This window comes from Acinetobacter sp. AS5, assembly GCF_048957595.1.
Classification (GTDB): domain Bacteria; phylum Pseudomonadota; class Gammaproteobacteria; order Pseudomonadales; family Moraxellaceae; genus Acinetobacter.
Genome location: NZ_JARDAL010000036.1, coordinates 17,168 through 34,287, shown reverse-complemented (window position 1 = coordinate 34,287; position 17,120 = coordinate 17,168). Strand labels below are relative to the sequence as shown.

General features: G+C 44.5%; 14 protein-coding genes and 2 tRNA genes. 6 read left to right on the top strand and 10 right to left on the bottom strand.

Annotation, left to right across the window (positions count from 1 at the left end; translation table 11 throughout):
• Positions 1–109: 109 nt before the first annotated feature.
• The 9 genes from PV763_RS12000 to PV763_RS11960 all read right to left on the bottom strand — a co-directional run bounded on the left by PV763_RS12000 (position 110) and on the right by PV763_RS11960 (position 10,552).
• Entirely contained in the window at positions 110–913 is an 804-nt protein-coding gene (locus PV763_RS12000) for a putative RNA methyltransferase (RefSeq protein ID WP_420937900.1), read from the bottom strand.
• 54 nt (positions 914–967) lie between these two features.
• Positions 968–2,086: a phospho-N-acetylmuramoyl-pentapeptide-transferase gene (gene mraY / locus PV763_RS11995; protein ID WP_420937899.1), complete on the bottom strand. Its 1,119-nt coding sequence runs from the start codon at positions 2,084–2,086 to the stop codon at positions 968–970.
• A complete protein-coding gene (locus PV763_RS11990; protein WP_420937898.1) occupies positions 2,087–3,490 on the bottom strand; it encodes a UDP-N-acetylmuramoyl-tripeptide--D-alanyl-D-alanine ligase in 1,404 nt (467 codons plus the stop codon).
• 9 nt (positions 3,491–3,499) lie between these two features.
• Complete coding sequence (locus PV763_RS11985; RefSeq protein WP_420937897.1) at positions 3,500–4,996, bottom strand: UDP-N-acetylmuramoyl-L-alanyl-D-glutamate--2,6-diaminopimelate ligase; 1,497 nt, start codon at positions 4,994–4,996, stop codon at positions 3,500–3,502.
• An 11-nt stretch (positions 4,997–5,007) separates the two neighbouring features.
• Positions 5,008–6,831, bottom strand: a complete 1,824-nt coding sequence (gene ftsI / locus PV763_RS11980; RefSeq protein WP_420937896.1) for a penicillin-binding protein PBP3 — start codon at positions 6,829–6,831, stop codon at positions 5,008–5,010.
• Between the two features lie 15 nt (positions 6,832–6,846).
• On the bottom strand, positions 6,847–7,179 hold the full coding sequence (ftsL, locus tag PV763_RS11975) for a cell division protein FtsL (protein WP_420937895.1): 333 nt from the start codon (positions 7,177–7,179) through the stop codon (positions 6,847–6,849).
• Between the two features lie 10 nt (positions 7,180–7,189).
• On the bottom strand, positions 7,190–8,101 hold the full coding sequence (gene rsmH, locus PV763_RS11970; protein WP_129717174.1) for a 16S rRNA (cytosine(1402)-N(4))-methyltransferase RsmH: 912 nt from the start codon (positions 8,099–8,101) through the stop codon (positions 7,190–7,192).
• Positions 8,102–8,286: 185 nt separating this feature from the next.
• Positions 8,287–9,306 (bottom strand): sulfate ABC transporter substrate-binding protein, encoded by a 1,020-nt coding sequence (locus PV763_RS11965; RefSeq protein WP_420937894.1) that lies wholly within the window; start codon positions 9,304–9,306, stop codon positions 8,287–8,289.
• A 244-nt stretch (positions 9,307–9,550) separates the two neighbouring features.
• Positions 9,551–10,552 (bottom strand): sulfate ABC transporter substrate-binding protein, encoded by a 1,002-nt coding sequence (locus tag PV763_RS11960; protein ID WP_420937893.1) that lies wholly within the window; start codon positions 10,550–10,552, stop codon positions 9,551–9,553.
• Between the two features lie 393 nt (positions 10,553–10,945).
• On the opposite strand from PV763_RS11960, the gene PV763_RS11955 reads away from it, so the two are divergent.
• The 5 genes from PV763_RS11955 to PV763_RS11935 all read left to right on the top strand — a co-directional run bounded on the left by PV763_RS11955 (position 10,946) and on the right by PV763_RS11935 (position 13,630).
• Entirely contained in the window at positions 10,946–11,248 is a 303-nt protein-coding gene (locus PV763_RS11955) for a hypothetical protein (RefSeq protein WP_004644938.1), read from the top strand.
• Positions 11,249–11,375: 127 nt separating this feature from the next.
• Positions 11,376–12,884: a glutamate--tRNA ligase gene (gltX, locus tag PV763_RS11950; protein ID WP_219307502.1), complete on the top strand. Its 1,509-nt coding sequence runs from the start codon at positions 11,376–11,378 to the stop codon at positions 12,882–12,884.
• A gap of 57 nt (positions 12,885–12,941) precedes the next feature.
• Positions 12,942–13,017 (top strand) — tRNA-Ala (locus tag PV763_RS11945).
• 38 nt (positions 13,018–13,055) lie between these two features.
• Positions 13,056–13,131, top strand: a tRNA-Glu gene (locus tag PV763_RS11940).
• Positions 13,132–13,288: 157 nt separating this feature from the next.
• On the top strand, positions 13,289–13,630 hold the full coding sequence (locus PV763_RS11935; protein WP_004281123.1) for a membrane protein: 342 nt from the start codon (positions 13,289–13,291) through the stop codon (positions 13,628–13,630).
• A 70-nt stretch (positions 13,631–13,700) separates the two neighbouring features.
• Here PV763_RS11935 and ettA read toward each other — a convergent pair whose 3' ends face one another.
• On the bottom strand, positions 13,701–15,362 hold the full coding sequence (gene ettA, locus PV763_RS11930) for an energy-dependent translational throttle protein EttA (protein ID WP_026056536.1): 1,662 nt from the start codon (positions 15,360–15,362) through the stop codon (positions 13,701–13,703).
• Positions 15,363–15,670: 308 nt separating this feature from the next.
• Here ettA and PV763_RS11925 point away from each other — a divergent pair, with 308 nt between their 5' ends.
• On the top strand, positions 15,671–16,948 hold the full coding sequence (locus PV763_RS11925) for an O-acetylhomoserine aminocarboxypropyltransferase/cysteine synthase family protein (RefSeq protein WP_420937892.1): 1,278 nt from the start codon (positions 15,671–15,673) through the stop codon (positions 16,946–16,948).
• Positions 16,949–17,120: the final 172 nt, after the last annotated feature.

Sequence of the window (17,120 nt, the reverse complement as noted above, 5' to 3'; positions counted from 1 at the left end):
TTGCCCACGAGTTGTGAAAGGAAAACCGCAGAAATACCCAAGAAAATGCCAGTCAATTTCTTAACTGACTGGCATTACCTCAGTTGAGGGCTTTTTTATATACATTTTTTTATTTTTTCTGGAACAGATAAATCTGATATTGCGCCAGTAATTCAAACTGATCCTGCTGTTCAAGTGCTAAACGACGTTCAGGTTTGGCCTTATAAGCATATGGCGTCATCGCAATCAGGTTTTTTAAATCAGCCTGTGGCAAAACCATTGGCGCATCAATCACCTGCTCACTAACCAGATTAAATTCATCTTGCAACTGCTCAACAAACTTCTGCGGCTCGTGTGGTTTCACTTCTTCAAATAGAGCTTCACGCATCGAGTATAAATGTTGCGGTGCCGGTGTCACCACCATCAAATAAGATTTTGGTTTTAGAACTCGCAGGATTTCCTGTTTAGGAATTGGACTAAACAAGCTGGTACACAGATCAATCAACTCATCTAATACTGGTAAAGTCGCTCCGGTTCCTACGACCCAGGTCACCTCTTTATTCAGTTTGGCTGCGACCTGAACCGCATTCTTGGCAATATCGACCCCCACACATTGCAGCACTTCGGCCTGCATGGCATCGGTATAGTAGCCTTCGCCACAGCCAATATCTAAAAGGTTTCCAATCCGCAACTCGCGAATCTTTTCTACAACAGCCTGTTGCAAAGGCGCATAATGACCTGCACTGAGAAATGCGCGACGTGCCTGCACAGACTCAGGCGTATCTCCCGGGTTTTTGCTGTGCTTGTGCTGAACCACATGCAGGTTCACATAGCCCTGTTTGGCGACATCGTAACTATGATGATTCTCACAGCGCCATTTTCTTTCATTTAAGCTCAACTGCTGGCGACAGACTGGGCACATGAGTAAATTCATCATTTTCTCCAAAATAAAAAAGCCGGCATGCGCCGACTTTTTCCAATGCATTTCTTAGCGCAATTTTAAGGTCATTAGACCCAAAACTACCAGCATAATCGTAATAATCCAGAAACGGATCACCACCTGGGTTTCACGCCAGCCTTTCTTTTCATAATGATGATGTAGCGGTGCCATCAGGAATACACGTTTATTGCGCATTCTTAATGAACCAATCTGCAGGAATACTGAAACCGCTTCCACGACAAAGACACCGGCCATAATCGCAAATACAATTTCCTGACGAACCATGACGGCAATCGTACCCAGCATTGCACCGAGAGATAAAGCACCGACATCACCCATAAACACTTGGGCTGGATGGGCATTGTACCAAAGGAAAGCCAGACCTGCTCCGATCATGGCAGCACAGACCACCACCAATTCAGACGAGTATTTCACATAAGGAATATGCAGATAATTGGCAAAGCGCACATCACCGGCCAGATAGGCAAATACGCCCAGACCTGTAGCGACCAGCACGATTGGCATAATCGCCAGACCATCCAGACCATCAGTCAAGTTCACGGCATTGGATGCACCGTTAATAACGAAATAGGTAAAGATAATAAAACCAATACCCAACGGAATCATCGATAATGGAATACTTAAGTCTTTAAAGAATGGAATCAATAGATCCAGCATATTCGCGGTATGCACCGGATTGGTTTGTTGCTGTGCAATGATATACAAGGCAATACCAGCACCCAATGAACCAACTGAAGTCCAGAAGAATTTTTTCTTCGCAGGCAAACCCGCATTGTCTTTATAACGGATTTTAATCCAGTCATCAGCCCAGCCTACTGCACCAAAAATCACCATCACACCCAGCACAATCCAGACATAAGGATTGGAAAGATCTGCCCAGAGCAAGGTCGAAATCCCGATCGAAAGCAGAATCAGCACACCGCCCATGGTGGGGGTACCCATTTTCTTGGCATGGTTTTCAGGGGCATATGAGCTGACTGCCTGACCATATTTCAGCGCCTGAAGCTTGCGAATCATTACAGGACCGAGCACCAGACCAATGGTCAATGCCGTCAGGACACTGAGCAAAGCACGTAAAGTTAAATAACGAACCACCTGAAACGTGCTGTCAAAGCCCGCCAAATGTTCAAAGAGCCATAACAGCATTTAGAGTTTCTCCATCAATGCAGCCATCAATGTTTCCATATGGGTAAAACGCGACCCTTTAAACAGGAATGACATCGGCTGAGGTTGATGTGTTTCAATCAAACGAATTAAAAACGGTAATGCCTGCTCCTGATTCAGGAAAGCCTGCATTTTTTTACCATATTGCGTACTACGGGCACCTTCTTGTGCGGCAGGCGCAAATTCACCCACAGCCACCACAAAGTTAATACCTTTAATAGAGACCAGATCCCGTCCAAGCTTGTAATGCTCGATTGCGGCAGATGAACCGAGTTCACCAATATCGCCGGTGACCATGACCCGGATGCCCTGCTGCTGCGCCAGAACTTCAGCTGCTGCACGCATCGAACCCGGATTGGCATTATAAGTGTCATCAATAAATAAATAGTCTTTGTGCGGAATAAAGTTCAGACGACCTTTCGCACCGACTGCCTGTTCCAGGCCAGCCACGATATCATCCAGACCAATACCGATCGCCAGGGCAAATGCAGCGGCAGCTGTGGCATTTTCGACATTATGCTCACCCGCAAAAGGCAACTGAACCGTTTTCGAGCCTTGTGGCGTATTCAGGGTAAAGCTTGATGATTGAGCATCAAGGACTACATCGCTGGCATAAACTTCACCGCCAGCACCAAAACTCAAGCTTTTTTCAGTTTTTACTGCGGCACGAATGGTTTCAGCAAAATCATCTGCAGCAGGAATAATTGAGATTTCAGAGATATGCGAATAAATCTCGGATTTCGCGCGGCAAATTCCGTCACGGCCGCCAAACTCACCTAAATGTGCCGTCCCAATGTTAATGATCCCCGCCACATGCGGCTGCACCATTTTCGAGGTGTAATCAATTTCACCCTGATGACTTGCACCGAGTTCCATCACCGCATATTGATGTTCAGGACGCAGCTCCAGCAACATTACCGGCACGCCAAGGTCATTATTCAAATTACCACGTGTCACCAAGGTCGGTGCCAGACGAGACAGAATGCTTCCCAGCATTTCTTTAGTCGTGGTCTTGCCACTACTGCCGGTCAAGGCAATGACTTTGAGTTGAGGATTCTGCTGACGGCGATAAGCGCCCAACAATCCCAATGCCAGACGGGTATCTTCTACCACCAATTGGCAAATATCGGCATCCACCGGACGGCTGACAATGGCAATTTCACAACCTTGTGCCGCGACTTGCGCAATAAAGTCGTGCGCGTCAAAACGCTCGCCTTTCAGCGCAAGAAAAGCATCACCCGCTTCTGCATCACGTGAATCAGTCAAAATCCGCTTGACCTGGCCTACAGGCTTTTTATCATTCAACCAGTAGCCTTGAGTAGCCTGCTGTAATTGTTCTATGCTCCACGGCTCCAGCGCCGCAGTACTTGTTGTTGAGGTATGCATATCTGAATCCTAATGCGCTGAATAGGCTGAATCTGTGTTGCAATGCTGGGCATCAATCGCAGCTTGCACTTCGACCACGTCATCAAACCAGTGACGTACGCCATCAATTTCCTGATAATTTTCGTGACCTTTCCCTGCGATCACGACAATATCACCCGCCTGTGCATGTTTAACCGCAAACTTGATCGCTTCACGACGGTCATGAATTTCATGATAGGTTTTGCCCGAAAAATCAATGCCATTTTTCATATCAGCAAAAATTTGTGCCGGATCTTCGGTCCGCGGGTTATCAGAAGTGAGTACTGCGATATCTGAACCCTCTAAAGCAGCCTGAGTCATCAGTGGACGTTTACCGCGATCACGATCACCGCCACAGCCGAAAACAGCCCAGAGATTTTGTGAAACATGACGTTTCAAGGTCACCAGAACCTGGATCAAAGCATCTGGGGTATGCGCATAATCCACTACAAACAGACGTTCGCCATCACGCAGCACCTGCATCCGACCGGTCGCACCTTTGAGCTGTGGCACAGTTGCAATCAAACTTTCCAAGTCAAATCCGGCCTGTTCCGCCATGATCAGACTGGCCACCAGATTTTCAATATTGAAATGTCCCAGCAATGGACTGTGTACACTAAATTGGCCTTGCACTGTCAGCAGCTTAAACTCGGCACCTGAAATACTGTATTGAATATCCTGAACCTGATAATCCGCCGCATGCGTAGTGGAATAAGTCAAAATTTTCGGTTGAGCCGGATTGTTTTTTGCAGCATCCAGCATGATCTGTGCATGTTCATCATCAACATTGATAACAGCCACTTTTAAAGATTCAAACTGAAATAAGCGTGATTTTGCTTCCGCATAGGCTTGCAGCGTCCCGTGATAATCCAGATGGTCACGGCTCAAATTACTATAGCCCGCAATCTCGATATCACAACCATTCAAGCGACCTTGTTCCAGACCATGTGAGCTGGCTTCAATCGAGGCAAATTCCGCACCGGCCTGCGCATAGCCATGCAAGGCATTTTGCAATTGCAGAGCATCCAGGGTGGTATGCGAAGATGCTTCCAGATTTGGCAGAATGCCGTTACCTGTTGTGCCCATCACCGCACAAGCTTTGCCTTGCAGCATGATGAATTCAGCCACCAAGCGAGAAATCGTGGTTTTACCATTGGTGCCGGTAACTGACAAAATTCGAGCAGCCGTGACAGGTTGGGTTGCTTGCAAATACTGCTTTTGCCATTGCCCCATCAGATGACGTACACCTTCTACCATTAAACTTGGAGATACATCCAGCTCAGTTTCTGAAATCACGGCCACTGCACCCTGTTCTATGGCCTTCTGGGCAAATTGAGCAGTTTTTTCGGGTTGAGACAGACTGGTCAGGGCAATGAAAATCTGTCCCGATTTGACTTTACGACTATCCAGCTCGAAGCCCTGAAAGGATTGCTTCATCCAGTCAGCGACATCGTGAGGGGTGTAGAGATCTTGAAATGTAATAGACATTGATCACCTATTTACTGGACTTTGGGAGGTTCTAAAGGTTTGTCCAGAGGGACATTCAGCAGACGCAAGGATTCCTGCATCACGCGGGCAAAGACCGGTGCGGATACCGTACCGCCATAGTAAGTACCTTGTGGGTTTTCTACCACCACCACCATGGCGATCCGTGGATCACTGACTGGCGCTACGCCGGCAAATAAAGCCCGGTATTCACTGGTTGAATAACCTTTACGGTCGGCACGCAATTTATGTGCAGTACCGGTTTTACCTGCTACGCGATAGCCTGGAATGGTGGCGCGAGTCGCCGTACCACCTGGTAAAGTTGCGGTTTCCATCATCAGCAGGACCTGATCGGCAATGTTGGCATCGATCATCTGCTCACCCTGCGGCTGTTCTTCCAGCTTATACAGGCTCAGCGGCATTTTCACGCCTTTATTGGCCAGCATGGCATAGGCATCAGCCAGCTGAAGTACCGTCGCATTCAGACCATAACCATAGGACATGGTTGCCACTTCTGACACATTCCATTTACTTGGCGGCAGAATCAGACCGGCACTTTCACCCGGGAATTTCACTGCTGAACGCTGACCAAAACCCAGACGTTTATAGAAGGTTGGTAAGGTTTCATACGGAAGCGATAAGGCCAGTTTCGCCACACCAACGTTAGAGGATTTCTGCAGAATGCCGCCGAGTGTCAACTGACCATAGTTATGTGTATCACGAATGGTATGATTGCCGACCCGCATACTGCCCGGTGTAGTATTCACGACTGAATTCGCCGTATATTTGCCACTTTCCAAGGCCATCGCTACAGTAAGCGGCTTCATGGTCGAACCCGGCTCGAAAGAATCGACTGCACCGCGGTTACGCATGGCATCCTTGTTGAGCAGGCTGTTTTTATCATTCGGGTTATATGATGGCCATGATGATAGCGCCAGAATTTCACCAGTTTTGACATCTACCGCAATCGCAGTCGCTGAACGGGCATTATTGGCGACACCGGCCGCCGTCAGCTCACGGTACATAATATATTGCAGACGCGAGTCGATACTCAGGGTAATATTTTCGCCCGGCTCAACTTCTTTAATCACTTCAGGTTCTTTGACCCGGTTGCCTTTTTTATCGCGAATGATCTGCTGCTCGCCATCCTTCCCGGAAAGACGGCTATTCAGCTGCATTTCCAAACCTTCAATGCCACTGCCTTCACTATTGGTCAGGCCAATAATCTGAGAGTTCGGCTGTGGCTGTGGATAATAACGTTTATAGTTTTTCTCGGTATATACACCCTGAAAATTACGCTTCATGATCAGTTCGGCCTGTTGTGGCGGAACTTCTTTTTTCAGGATCAGATAACGTGAACGCGGACGTTCTTGCATTTTTTTACGCAGTTCTGCCCGATCCATACCGACTGCATCAGCCAGCTCATCCAGATTCAGATTTTTATCTGGCAATTGACGTTTCAGTTTGCGGCTATTCGGTTCTTTTTCCAGCGCCAGCATGGTCTCGTCATAGAGTTTTTTATTGTCAAAATAATCACGTGGATCAATCACAATTTTCATGATCGGGGTACTGATCGCCAATGGAATGCCATTACGATCATAAATCACGCCACGCATCGCCTTGATGGTATTGGTTCTTAAAATATTGGCATTGGCTTTATTTTGCAAAAAATCTTTATTAATAATCTGTACATAGAAAGCACGGCAAATCAGTGTCACAAAACAGAGCAGCACCACCGCCCACATGATGTAAAAACGATTGATATAAACATTTGAGGCATTTTTGTCGGTGACCGATTGTTTTTTACGTACCGGTTGCTTCTTTCTATTGTCTACCATGTCGGAACGCTAGCCTTATTTTTTCTCATCTGAAGTTTGTGGTAAGGAAATCACGACACTTTGTGAAACCGGAGGTGAATACATACGCAGCTGTGTCACTGCACGCGTACCGATCTGTGCCGTCGCGCCAAAAGTTTGCTGCTCAATCAGCAAACGCCCCCACTCTGCATTCAGGTCATCACGCTCACGCAAATAGCTGCTCAGTTTTCGGGTGTCCTGACGGTATTCAAACACCTGAAATACCACAAATACTGCACTGATGAAGACCATCAATATCAGCATGAGATAGATTGTAACTTTTTTCAGCCACAATTTTTCTATTTTTTTATCAACCACTTCCGTTTTCATGATCTGCCTATTAAGCTAAACGTTCTGCTACCCGGAGCCATGCACTACGTGAACGAGGATTGGCTTTGACCTCCTCATCACTGGCTTTAACACGAGAAACTTTCTTTAAACGTCGCGTATCTTTCTGTTGTTGTGGCATTCCCCAGCCTGAATCTTCTTCAAGCGTTGACTCTTTTTGAATAAATTGTTTAATCAAACGGTCTTCCAGTGAGTGGAAGCTAATTACCGCCAAACGTGCTTCTGGCTTTAAGATTTCAACGGCCTGAGGCAAGAAGATTTCAATATCTTCTAATTCCTTATTAATAGCAATACGAATCGCCTGGAAAGTACGGGTCGCAGCATGCTTATTTTTTTCCCATTTCGGGTGCGCTACTTTTACGATCTCAGCCAGCTTTGCCGTAGTATCAATATATCCGGCAGCTTTAATCGCTTTGGCAATACGGCGGCTATAACGCTCTTCACCATATTTAAAAATAATATTGGCTAATGCTTCTTCTTCAATCTGGGTCAGCCATTCTGCTGCAGTTGGACCTTGCGAGTTGTCCATACGCATATCCAGCGGGCCGTCTTTCATAAAACTGAAACCACGTTCAGCCTGATCCAGCTGAGGTGAAGAAACACCTAAGTCAGCCATCACCCCATCGACCTGTTCAATGCCCACTTCAGCCAATGCATCTTTCAGATCAGCAAAGCTGGCATGAATAATTTTGAAACGTGAATCTTCTTGTTCGAGTTCAGCTGCTACAGCCAGTGCTTGTGGATCTTTATCAAAGGCATAGACGCGTGCATTTTCATCTAATTTGGACAGCAATAAACGCGTATGTCCACCACGGCCAAAGGTCCCATCCACATAAGTTCCCGTATTGCGACCCGCCAACAAGGCATCAATCGTTTCGTGAAGTAATACAGAAATATGTGACATAAAAACTCAATCAATAGGGGGAAAAATTTAACTGCACATTATCACCCTGTTTAGGCAAAGCTCCAAACGACTTTTTGTAGATAAATATTACTTTCCATAGAGAAAACCGTTTTAGCATTTTTTCTCATACAAAAAAGCCTCCGGTTTCGGAGGCTTTTTTCAATCCAGATGACTTCGCAGATCAATTAACGTTTGCTGTTATAAATCTGGTCGAAAATTGCACCATTCACAAAATGGGTTTTCTGTGCATTGGCCCAGCCACCAAAGACTTCATCAATGGTAAAGGTTTTGATTTTCGGGAACTGTGCCGAATATTTCGCTAATACTTTTTCATTACGTGGACGATAGAAATGTTTAGCTGCCATTTCCTGACCCAAGGGTGAATACAAGTAGTTGATATAACCTGTTGCTAACCATTTATTGCCATTTTTCTCTACCGTACGATCCACAATCGCCACTGATGGTTCAGTCAAAATCGTAATTGATGGATAGACGATATCAAACTTGTCTTTGCCCAAGGTCTTTTGCGTTACTAAGGCTTCATTTTCCCAAGTCAGCAATACATCACCAATCCCACGCTCGGCAAAGGTGGTCATTGAAGCACGTGCAGCAGAATCCATCACTTTCACGTTCTTATAAAGTTTACCGACAAAGTCCTGTGCTTTGGCTTTATTGCCACCTGGCTGTTTCTCGGCATAACCCCATGCAGACAGATATACCCAACGCGGCAAACCACCCGTTTTCGGGTTCGGCGTAATAATTTGCACGCCTGGTTTAGTTAAGTCATTCCAGTCCTTGATGCCTTTCGGATTGCCCTTGCGTACCATGAATACAATCGTCGAGGTATAAGGTGCCGAGTTATGTGGGAATTCCTTTTGCCAGCCCGGCTGAATCTGACCAGATTTCACAATTTCTTCGATGTCATTGGCCAGCGCCAAAGTCACCACATCACCTTTCAAGCCATCGACCACAGAACGTGCCTGTTTGCCCGAACCGCCATGAGACTGCTTGAAATTCACATCCAGACCGGTGCGGTTTTTCCAGTAAGCCCCAAATGATTTGTTAAATTCATCATAGAATTCACGCGTAGCATCATAGGATACATTTAGAAACTGACGGTCTGCTGCTTGTGAAGCAGTCGCGGTCATACCCAAACCAGTCGCCAATAAGGCAGCACTAAATAACGATTTTAATTGAGTTTTCATGGCAGCACAGAGTTTATCTTCATTAGATATAACTATATGAAATAAAATCATTTATCGCAATTCACCCTACAACATCACAACACGATAAAATGAAAGGTTTTTCTGCATTAATATTATGTTTTTAAAAGAAAAATACTATTTATTATTCTACTTATCTCTAATATATAGAATTTTATGCATTAGATATAAAAAAAATGGATAACACTTTAGCCATTTTCCTTATTCTATTTAGACTACCGCTTACTTATCTTTTTTCATTGTAAATCTGGTCATAAATCGCTCCATTCACAAAATGTGTTTTTTGCGCTTTGGCCCAACCACCAAAGACTTTATCAATGGTGAAGGTCTGGATTTTCGGGAACTGAACCGAATATTTGGCAGCGACTTTAGTATCTCGCGGGCGGAAGAAATATTTCGCCGCAAGCTCCTGCCCTTTTGGTGAATATAAATAGTTCAAATAGCCTTTTGCCAGATGGGTAGTGCCATTTTTATTCACGTTTTTATCGACAATCGCTACCGATGGCTCGGCCAGAATTGAAATCGATGGATAAACGATATCGTACTTGTCTTTACCCAGACCTTGGGTCGCCAGCAAGGCTTCATTTTCCCAGGATAAAAGCACATCCCCAATACCGCGCTCGGCAAACGTCGTCAGTGAACCACGGGCACCAGAGTCGAGCACTTTGACATTTTGATAAAGTTTTTTCACCAGCTCTTTGGCTTTCGCATCATTACCGCCGGGCTGTTTCAGTGCATAACCCCAAGCAGAAAGATAGATCCAACGCGGCGCGCCACCGGTTTTCGGGTTTGGGGTAATAATATCTACACCCGCTTTGGTCAGATCATTCCAGTCTTTGATTTGCTTTGGATTCCCTTTACGCACCAAGAATACAATCGTAGACGTATAAGGTGCCGAATTACTCGGAAACTCTTTTTGCCAACCTTTCTCGATTAAACCTGCATTGACGATTTCTTCGATATCATTGGCTAAGGCCAGGGTTACGACATCGGCCTGCAAACCATCGACCACTGAACGCGCCTGCTTGCCTGAACCACCATGCGACTGTTTAAAATTAACCGTTTGTCCGGTTTTCTGCTTCCAGAACTTGTCAAATTCTTCATTATATTCCTGATAAAATTCACGGGTCGGGTCATAAGAGACATTCAGGAAATCTTTAGCGACGGAATTCTGTACTGCTGTTCCCACTATAATTGTCAAGATTGCGGATGCTATTATTTTTTTCATCTGATGTAACTCAGTGTTTATATGACATACACTATACAAATCAAAAATAAACATGACAATCATATATTTATAACAATATCTATAATCTATTTCTGATTTTGAGATATCTACTAACAATTAAATTCGGATACATATTCTGCTAGAAAAGTAATCTTCTGCTACAATATAAGACAGTTCTTCACGTTCTCTTCACAGTTGTCTGTTAAAAATAGGCCACCAAAACAGGAAATTACGATTTTTGGTAATTTTCCACAGAGTTATATTATTTCTTTTGTAAAAAATGTGACTTGGTTCTACTTCTTTATGATCAACTGTGATTAAATTGTAGACAGAGTATTAAAAAAACATTTTTAACAAAATAAAACCAACCAGAAGTAAGGAGGAAGTTTGGATATGAAATTTACATTATTCACAGCCAGCATCCTAAGCCTGATTATGTTGTTCTCGATTCAACTCGGTCATGCCGTCGTTGTGAAGACAGATTTGCCGAAGCCTACAGTAAGCACTGTTGAAAGCAAGACTTCGCCGATTGAAAAAGCGATTCAGCAACAAAAAACTGAAAAAACACTTCAAACAGAAGATAATCTAAAAGTCTTAACTGCATTTAAAGTCGCACCTTCGCAAAGTTTCTTTGCAGAACAGAATTACCGCTTCACCCGCTTTGTCCAAAGTATTTTTTCGAACGCTCATTCTTAATCAGCCTCAACAGCGCTGAATATTCCCAGATTTAAAAGCCACATCACTCAATGTTGAATAAAGCATTAAGTGATGTGGCTTTTTCGCTATAATAGCTGCAATTTTATATCTAAGATTAGATCCGGTTATGACTGTTCGTACTCGTATTGCACCTTCTCCTACTGGTTTTCCGCATGTAGGTACTGCCTATATCGCCTTGTTTAACTTATGTTTTGCTAAACAGCATGGCGGTGAATTCATTCTTCGTATTGAAGATACTGACCAACTGCGTTCAACACCTGAATCTGAAAAAATGATCCTGGATTCATTGCGCTGGCTGGGTCTGAACTGGTCTGAAGGTCCTGATGTCGGTGGCCCGCATGCGCCATACCGTCAGTCAGAACGTATGGATATCTATAAAAATTATGCCTTGGAACTGGTAGAGAAAGGTCATGCCTTCTATTGTTTCGCAACTGCAGAAGAACTGGATCAAATGCGTGCAGAACAGCAGGCACGTGGAGAGTCGCCACGTTATGATGGTCGTGGTCTAAATCTTTCTGAAGAAGAAGTGGAGCGTCGTTTGGCCGCTGGTGAACCACATGTGATTCGCATGAAAGTACCGACTGAAGGTGTATGTAAATTCAATGACATGCTGCGTGGCGAAGTGGAAATTCCATGGGCGCAAGTAGACATGCAAATCCTGCTGAAAACCGATGGCCTACCAACCTACCACTTGGCTAACGTAGTAGATGATCATTTGATGCAAATCACCCACGTAATTCGTGGTGAAGAATGGATTCCATCTGCGCCGAAACATCAGTTGCTGTATCAATATTTTGGTTGGGAAATGCCGATACTATGCCATATGCCACTGCTGCGTAACCCGGATAAATCTAAGCTGTCTAAACGTAAAAACCCGACCTCAATTAACTATTACAGAGACATCGGTGTACTGCCTGAAGCCTTGTTGAACTACTTGGGTCGTATGGGCTGGTCAATGCCAGATGAAAGTGAAAAATTCACTTTGGCTGAAATGATTGAGCATTTTGATATCAAACGTGTATCCCTCGGTGGTCCGATCTTTGATGTTGAGAAATTGAACTGGTTAAATGGTCAATGGATCAAGGCACTCAGCCCGGCTGAACTTCTAGACACCTTATTGGCCTGGAAAGCAGATCGTGCCAAATTAGAAGAAATTGCAGCTGCGATTCAACCGCGTATTAACCTGCTGTCTGAAGCTGTGAACTGGTCTGCACATTATTTCAACCATTTCCCGACCCTGTCTAAAGAACAGTTTGAAAGCAAGAAACTGTCGGATGAACAGGTACGTCAAAGTCTTCAATTCGCAATTTGGCGTTTAGAAAGCCTGTTTACTTGGAATAACGACACGGTGAGCCAGACCTTGATGGACTTGGCGACACAGATGGAAATCAAGTTACGTGATTTCATGCCTGCGTTCTTTATTGCGATCGCCGGTTCGACTGCATCTACACCCGTGATGCAAACGATGGTGACCATTGGTCCTGATTTAACCTTTGCACGTTTACGTCATGCACTGGAAATTGTCGGTGGTCCAAGCAAAAAAGAGCTGAAAGTCTGGGAAAAACTCAATGAAAGCTTAAAGTTGCCGAAAAATGAAGCAGTTGATCAAGCTTAATTAATTTTTGTGTTGACGTGTGAGTGCGATATCCCTAATATAGCGCTCACACAGACTGGGGTCATAGCTCAGTTGGTAGAGCACTACAATGGCATTGTAGAGGTCAGGAGTTCGATCCTCCTTGACTCCACCAAATCAAGTCTTGCTTTAGCTGTGTTATTTGCCTCAATTGTCCCTATCGTCTAGAGGCCTAGGACATCGCCCTTTCACGGCGGTAACCGGGGTTCGAATCCCCGTAGGGACGCCATATTCAAGATGACCATAATATATTATGGTCATCTTATAAAAAACCCAAGCATTGCGACTTGGGTTTTTTATTGCCTGTATATTTTATGTTGGGCAATATTTCGGTTTCTTCGCATCTTCCGATAAAATAATCAGTAATTTAGAATTTTGGAGTTGTAATGCAATATCGTTGCCCTAAGTGTCAAAGCCCGAAAATCATGCCAGTGGCCCAGCCAGGTCAAGCAGCTCCACGTCCGGTAGTTCCTAAAAGCTTAATGTTTCTAGTGCCTGCCCTATTCCTATTGTTATTGTTGGTCATTATTAGCATCGCGATGTGGATTTTTGGCGATGGTGCAGGTACCACTTTACAGACTGCGACTGTGATCGTCTTTATTCTTTCTTTGATTGCAGGCTTTATGTTCTATAAGGACTTACCTGATTTTAAAATTTCAATGCAGGCATTCATGCAAACTCAAAAGAAATGGAAATGCCGTGAATGTAATCATGAGTGGGAAATTTGATTTACCCTTCACCATATAATAAACATAAAAAACCAGCCCTGAGGCTGGTTTTTTATTTTAAAATCAGGGATTAAACACCGATTTTACGATATTTTTGACGCTTCGCGACAAGATCATCACCATCACGCTTACGGCGATATTCTTCGAATTCAGCATAGTTACCCGTGAAGAATTCAGGGGTTTCACCTTCAAATGACAAGATGTGCGTTGCAATACGGTCCAGGAACCAACGGTCATGCGAGATCACCATCACAGTGCCCGGAAATACCAGAATGGCATCCTCGAGTGCACGCAAGGTTTCGATATCCAAGTCATTCGATGGTTCATCGAGTAGGATAACGTTTGCGCCCATTTGCAGGATTTTCGCAAGTTGTAAACGGTTACGCTCACCACCTGATAATTGACCTACGCGTTTTTGCTGATCTTGGCCTTTGAAGTTAAAGCGACCGATATACGCACGTGATGCAATTTCGTATTCGCCAATCTTCAAGATATCCAAACCACCAGACACTTCTTCCCAAACGGTTTTATTGTTGTCTAGCGTGTCACGGATCTGACCGACATAAGCCACTTTAACCGATTCACCCAGCGTTACCGTACCGGTATCTGGTTGCTGTTCACCAGTCATCATACGGAATAGCGTGGTTTTACCTGCACCGTTCTCACCCACGATACCCACAATGGCAGCAGGTGGTACTGTGAACGTTAAATCTTTGTACAGTAAGCGATCACCAAACGATTTACTGATGCCTTCAACTTCTACAACCTTGTTGCCCAAACGTGGGCCAGGTGGAATGTAGATTTCAGAAGTTTCGTTACGTTGCTGGAATTCGCGCGAGTTAAGCTCTTCAAAACGCTCCATACGCGCTTTGTTTTTCTTTTGCTGACCTTTGGCATTAGAACGAACCCATTCAAGTTCTTTTTTCAATGCTTTAGCAAAAGATTCTTCCTGCTTGTTCTCTTGCTCTAAACGGGCATTTTTCTGCTCAAGCCAAGAAGAGTAGTTACCTTGATACGGAATGCCCATACCACGGTCAAGCTCCAGAATCCATTCAGCTACGTTATCCAGGAAGTAACGGTCATGCGTAATAGCGACGATGGTACCCGGGAAGTCTTTCAAGAAACGTTCCAACCAAGATACAGATGAAGCATCTAAATGGTTCGTCGGTTCATCGAGAAGCAACATATCTGGTTTAGACAGAAGTAAACGGCAAAGTGCAACACGACGGCGTTCACCACCTGAAAGCTTAGATACATCTGCATCCCAAGCTGGCAGGTTCAATGCTGCAGCCGCTTGATCCATCTGGTTGGCAAGGTTATGCGCATCCCAAGTCTGGATAATCGCTTCAAGCTTCTCTTGCTCTTTCGCAAGTGCATCGAAATCTGCATCTTCTGCTGCATATTCAGCAAAGACTTCATCAAGACGTGCTAAAGCATCAAGCGGTTCACGCAAACCATCTTCGACGTTACCACGAACGTCTTTAGTTTCATCTAAAGGTGGTTCTTGCTCAAGATAACCGATTTTTGTACCCGGCTGTGCACGCGCTTCACCAGAGAAATCTTTATCTACGCCCGCCATAATACGAAGCAAGGTAGATTTACCTGCACCGTTTAAACCAAGCACACCAATTTTAGCGCCTGGGAAAAATGATAAGGAGATGTCTTTCAGGATTTCGCGCTTAGGCGGAACCATCTTCGACACTCGGTTCATCGTGTAAATATATTGGGCCACGTAGGACTCCTCAACTGAAAAACCAAATGGGGTTAAAACAACCACCCCAGCTCAAAAATGAGCGAAAAAATAATCGGCTATTATACGCAGAAAGCTGCGAAAACATAAGCCATTGCCATGAACTTCAATGCATTGTTACAAGTTTGTTGCTGATGTTTTTTTAAACAGTTGTTTTCAGTAAAATAAATGACTCAAATCCAAGTCGATATATGAATATTTCATATATTTATTTCAATAAAATTGCACTTTTACTCATATGTGAAAATGCTACACTCAAGCCATAAACTTAAACAAGAAGATCAAACAGAATGAGTTATAAAGCAGAAACCCTTGCGATTCATGCAGGTTATACCCCTGAAGCAACCACCAAAGCTGTGGCAGTACCGATTTACCAAACTACGTCTTATGCCTTTGACAATACTCAACATGGGGCCGATCTCTTTGATTTAAAGGTTCAGGGCAATATCTATACCCGAATTATGAACCCGACCACTGCGGTTCTGGAACAACGTGTTGCAGCACTGGAAGGTGGAATTGGCGCGCTGGCTTTGGCCTCTGGCATGGCCGCGATTACCTATGCCATTCAGACCATTGCTGAAGCCGGTGACAACATTGCTTCTGTGTCAACGCTATATGGCGGTACCTATAACCTCTTTGCCCACACCCTGCCAAAACAGGGCATTGAAGTCCGTTTCTTTCATTATGAACAACCGGAAAGTCTGCGTGACTTGATTGATGAAAAAACCAAACTGGTTTTTGTCGAATCGATTGGTAACCCGCTAGGTAATATTATTGATCTGGAAGCCATTGCTAAAATTGCACATGAATATGGCGTGCCGGTCATTGTCGACAATACTGTTGCCACCCCAGTACTTCAAAAATCTTTCGATTTCGGTGCGGATATTGTAGTGCACTCCCTGACCAAATATATCGGCGGTCATGGCAATTCAATTGGCGGCATCATTGTGGATAGCGGCAAATTCCCGTGGGGTAAATACCCTGAACGCTTCCCTGCCCTCAATACACCAGATCCAAGTTACCACGGCGTGAACTATGTCGAAGTTTTGGGTGAAGCTGCTTATATCGCGCGTGCCCGTGTGGTGCCACTCCGTAATACCGGCGCTGCGATCAGCCCGCAGAATGTGTTTCTGATTCTGCAAGGTCTGGAAACTTTAAGCTTGCGTATGGAACGTCATACCGAAAACGCACTGAAAGTCGCTGAATATCTGCAAAAACATCCTAAAGTGAAATGGGTTAATTACGCCGGCCTGAAAGATCACCCACAGCATGCCTTGGCACAGAAATATGTGAAAGGTAAACCGTCTGCCATTCTGACCTTTGGGGTAGAACATGGTCTCGAAGGCGGCACACGTTTTATTGATGCCCTGCAACTGTTTACACGTCTGGTTAATATCGGCGATGCCAAAAGTTTGGCCTGCCATCCGGCGACCACTACGCATCGTCAGCTCAATGCCGAGGAGTTAAAATCAGCAGGTGTCAGTGAAGATATGGTGCGTTTATCCATCGGGATTGAACATATTGATGACCTGATTGCCGATCTGGAACAGGCGCTGGCGACCGTTTAAAAAAGTGCCCGAGCCGATTCAAAACCTCATCATTTCTGGTGAGGTTTTTTTATTTATTTTCTAAAACAGCCACTTGCTTTGCTTTTTATTTTCATGTTAAAAGTTAAATGAAAGAGTGAACACAAATAGAGCAATTACTCTAATTTTTATTTTAATTTCAATAGTTTAATTT

Coding starts and splice junctions, on each gene's coding strand:
- PV763_RS12000 (WP_420937900.1), bottom strand. CDS start 913: ATGAATTTACTCATGTGCCCAGTCTGTCGCCAGCAGTTGAGCTTAAAT.
- mraY (WP_420937899.1), bottom strand. CDS start 2,086: ATGCTGTTATGGCTCTTTGAACATTTGGCGGGCTTTGACAGCACGTTT.
- PV763_RS11990 (WP_420937898.1), bottom strand. CDS start 3,490: ATGCATACCTCAACAACAAGTACTGCGGCGCTGGAGCCGTGGAGCATA.
- PV763_RS11985 (WP_420937897.1), bottom strand. CDS start 4,996: ATGTCTATTACATTTCAAGATCTCTACACCCCTCACGATGTCGCTGAC.
- ftsI (WP_420937896.1), bottom strand. CDS start 6,831: ATGGTAGACAATAGAAAGAAGCAACCGGTACGTAAAAAACAATCGGTC.
- ftsL (WP_420937895.1), bottom strand. CDS start 7,179: ATGAAAACGGAAGTGGTTGATAAAAAAATAGAAAAATTGTGGCTGAAA.
- rsmH (WP_129717174.1), bottom strand. CDS start 8,101: ATGTCACATATTTCTGTATTACTTCACGAAACGATTGATGCCTTGTTG.
- PV763_RS11965 (WP_420937894.1), bottom strand. CDS start 9,306: ATGAAAACTCAATTAAAATCGTTATTTAGTGCTGCCTTATTGGCGACT.
- PV763_RS11960 (WP_420937893.1), bottom strand. CDS start 10,552: ATGAAAAAAATAATAGCATCCGCAATCTTGACAATTATAGTGGGAACA.
- PV763_RS11955 (WP_004644938.1), top strand. CDS start 10,946: ATGAAATTTACATTATTCACAGCCAGCATCCTAAGCCTGATTATGTTG.
- gltX (WP_219307502.1), top strand. CDS start 11,376: ATGACTGTTCGTACTCGTATTGCACCTTCTCCTACTGGTTTTCCGCAT.
- PV763_RS11935 (WP_004281123.1), top strand. CDS start 13,289: ATGCAATATCGTTGCCCTAAGTGTCAAAGCCCGAAAATCATGCCAGTG.
- PV763_RS11925 (WP_420937892.1), top strand. CDS start 15,671: ATGAGTTATAAAGCAGAAACCCTTGCGATTCATGCAGGTTATACCCCT.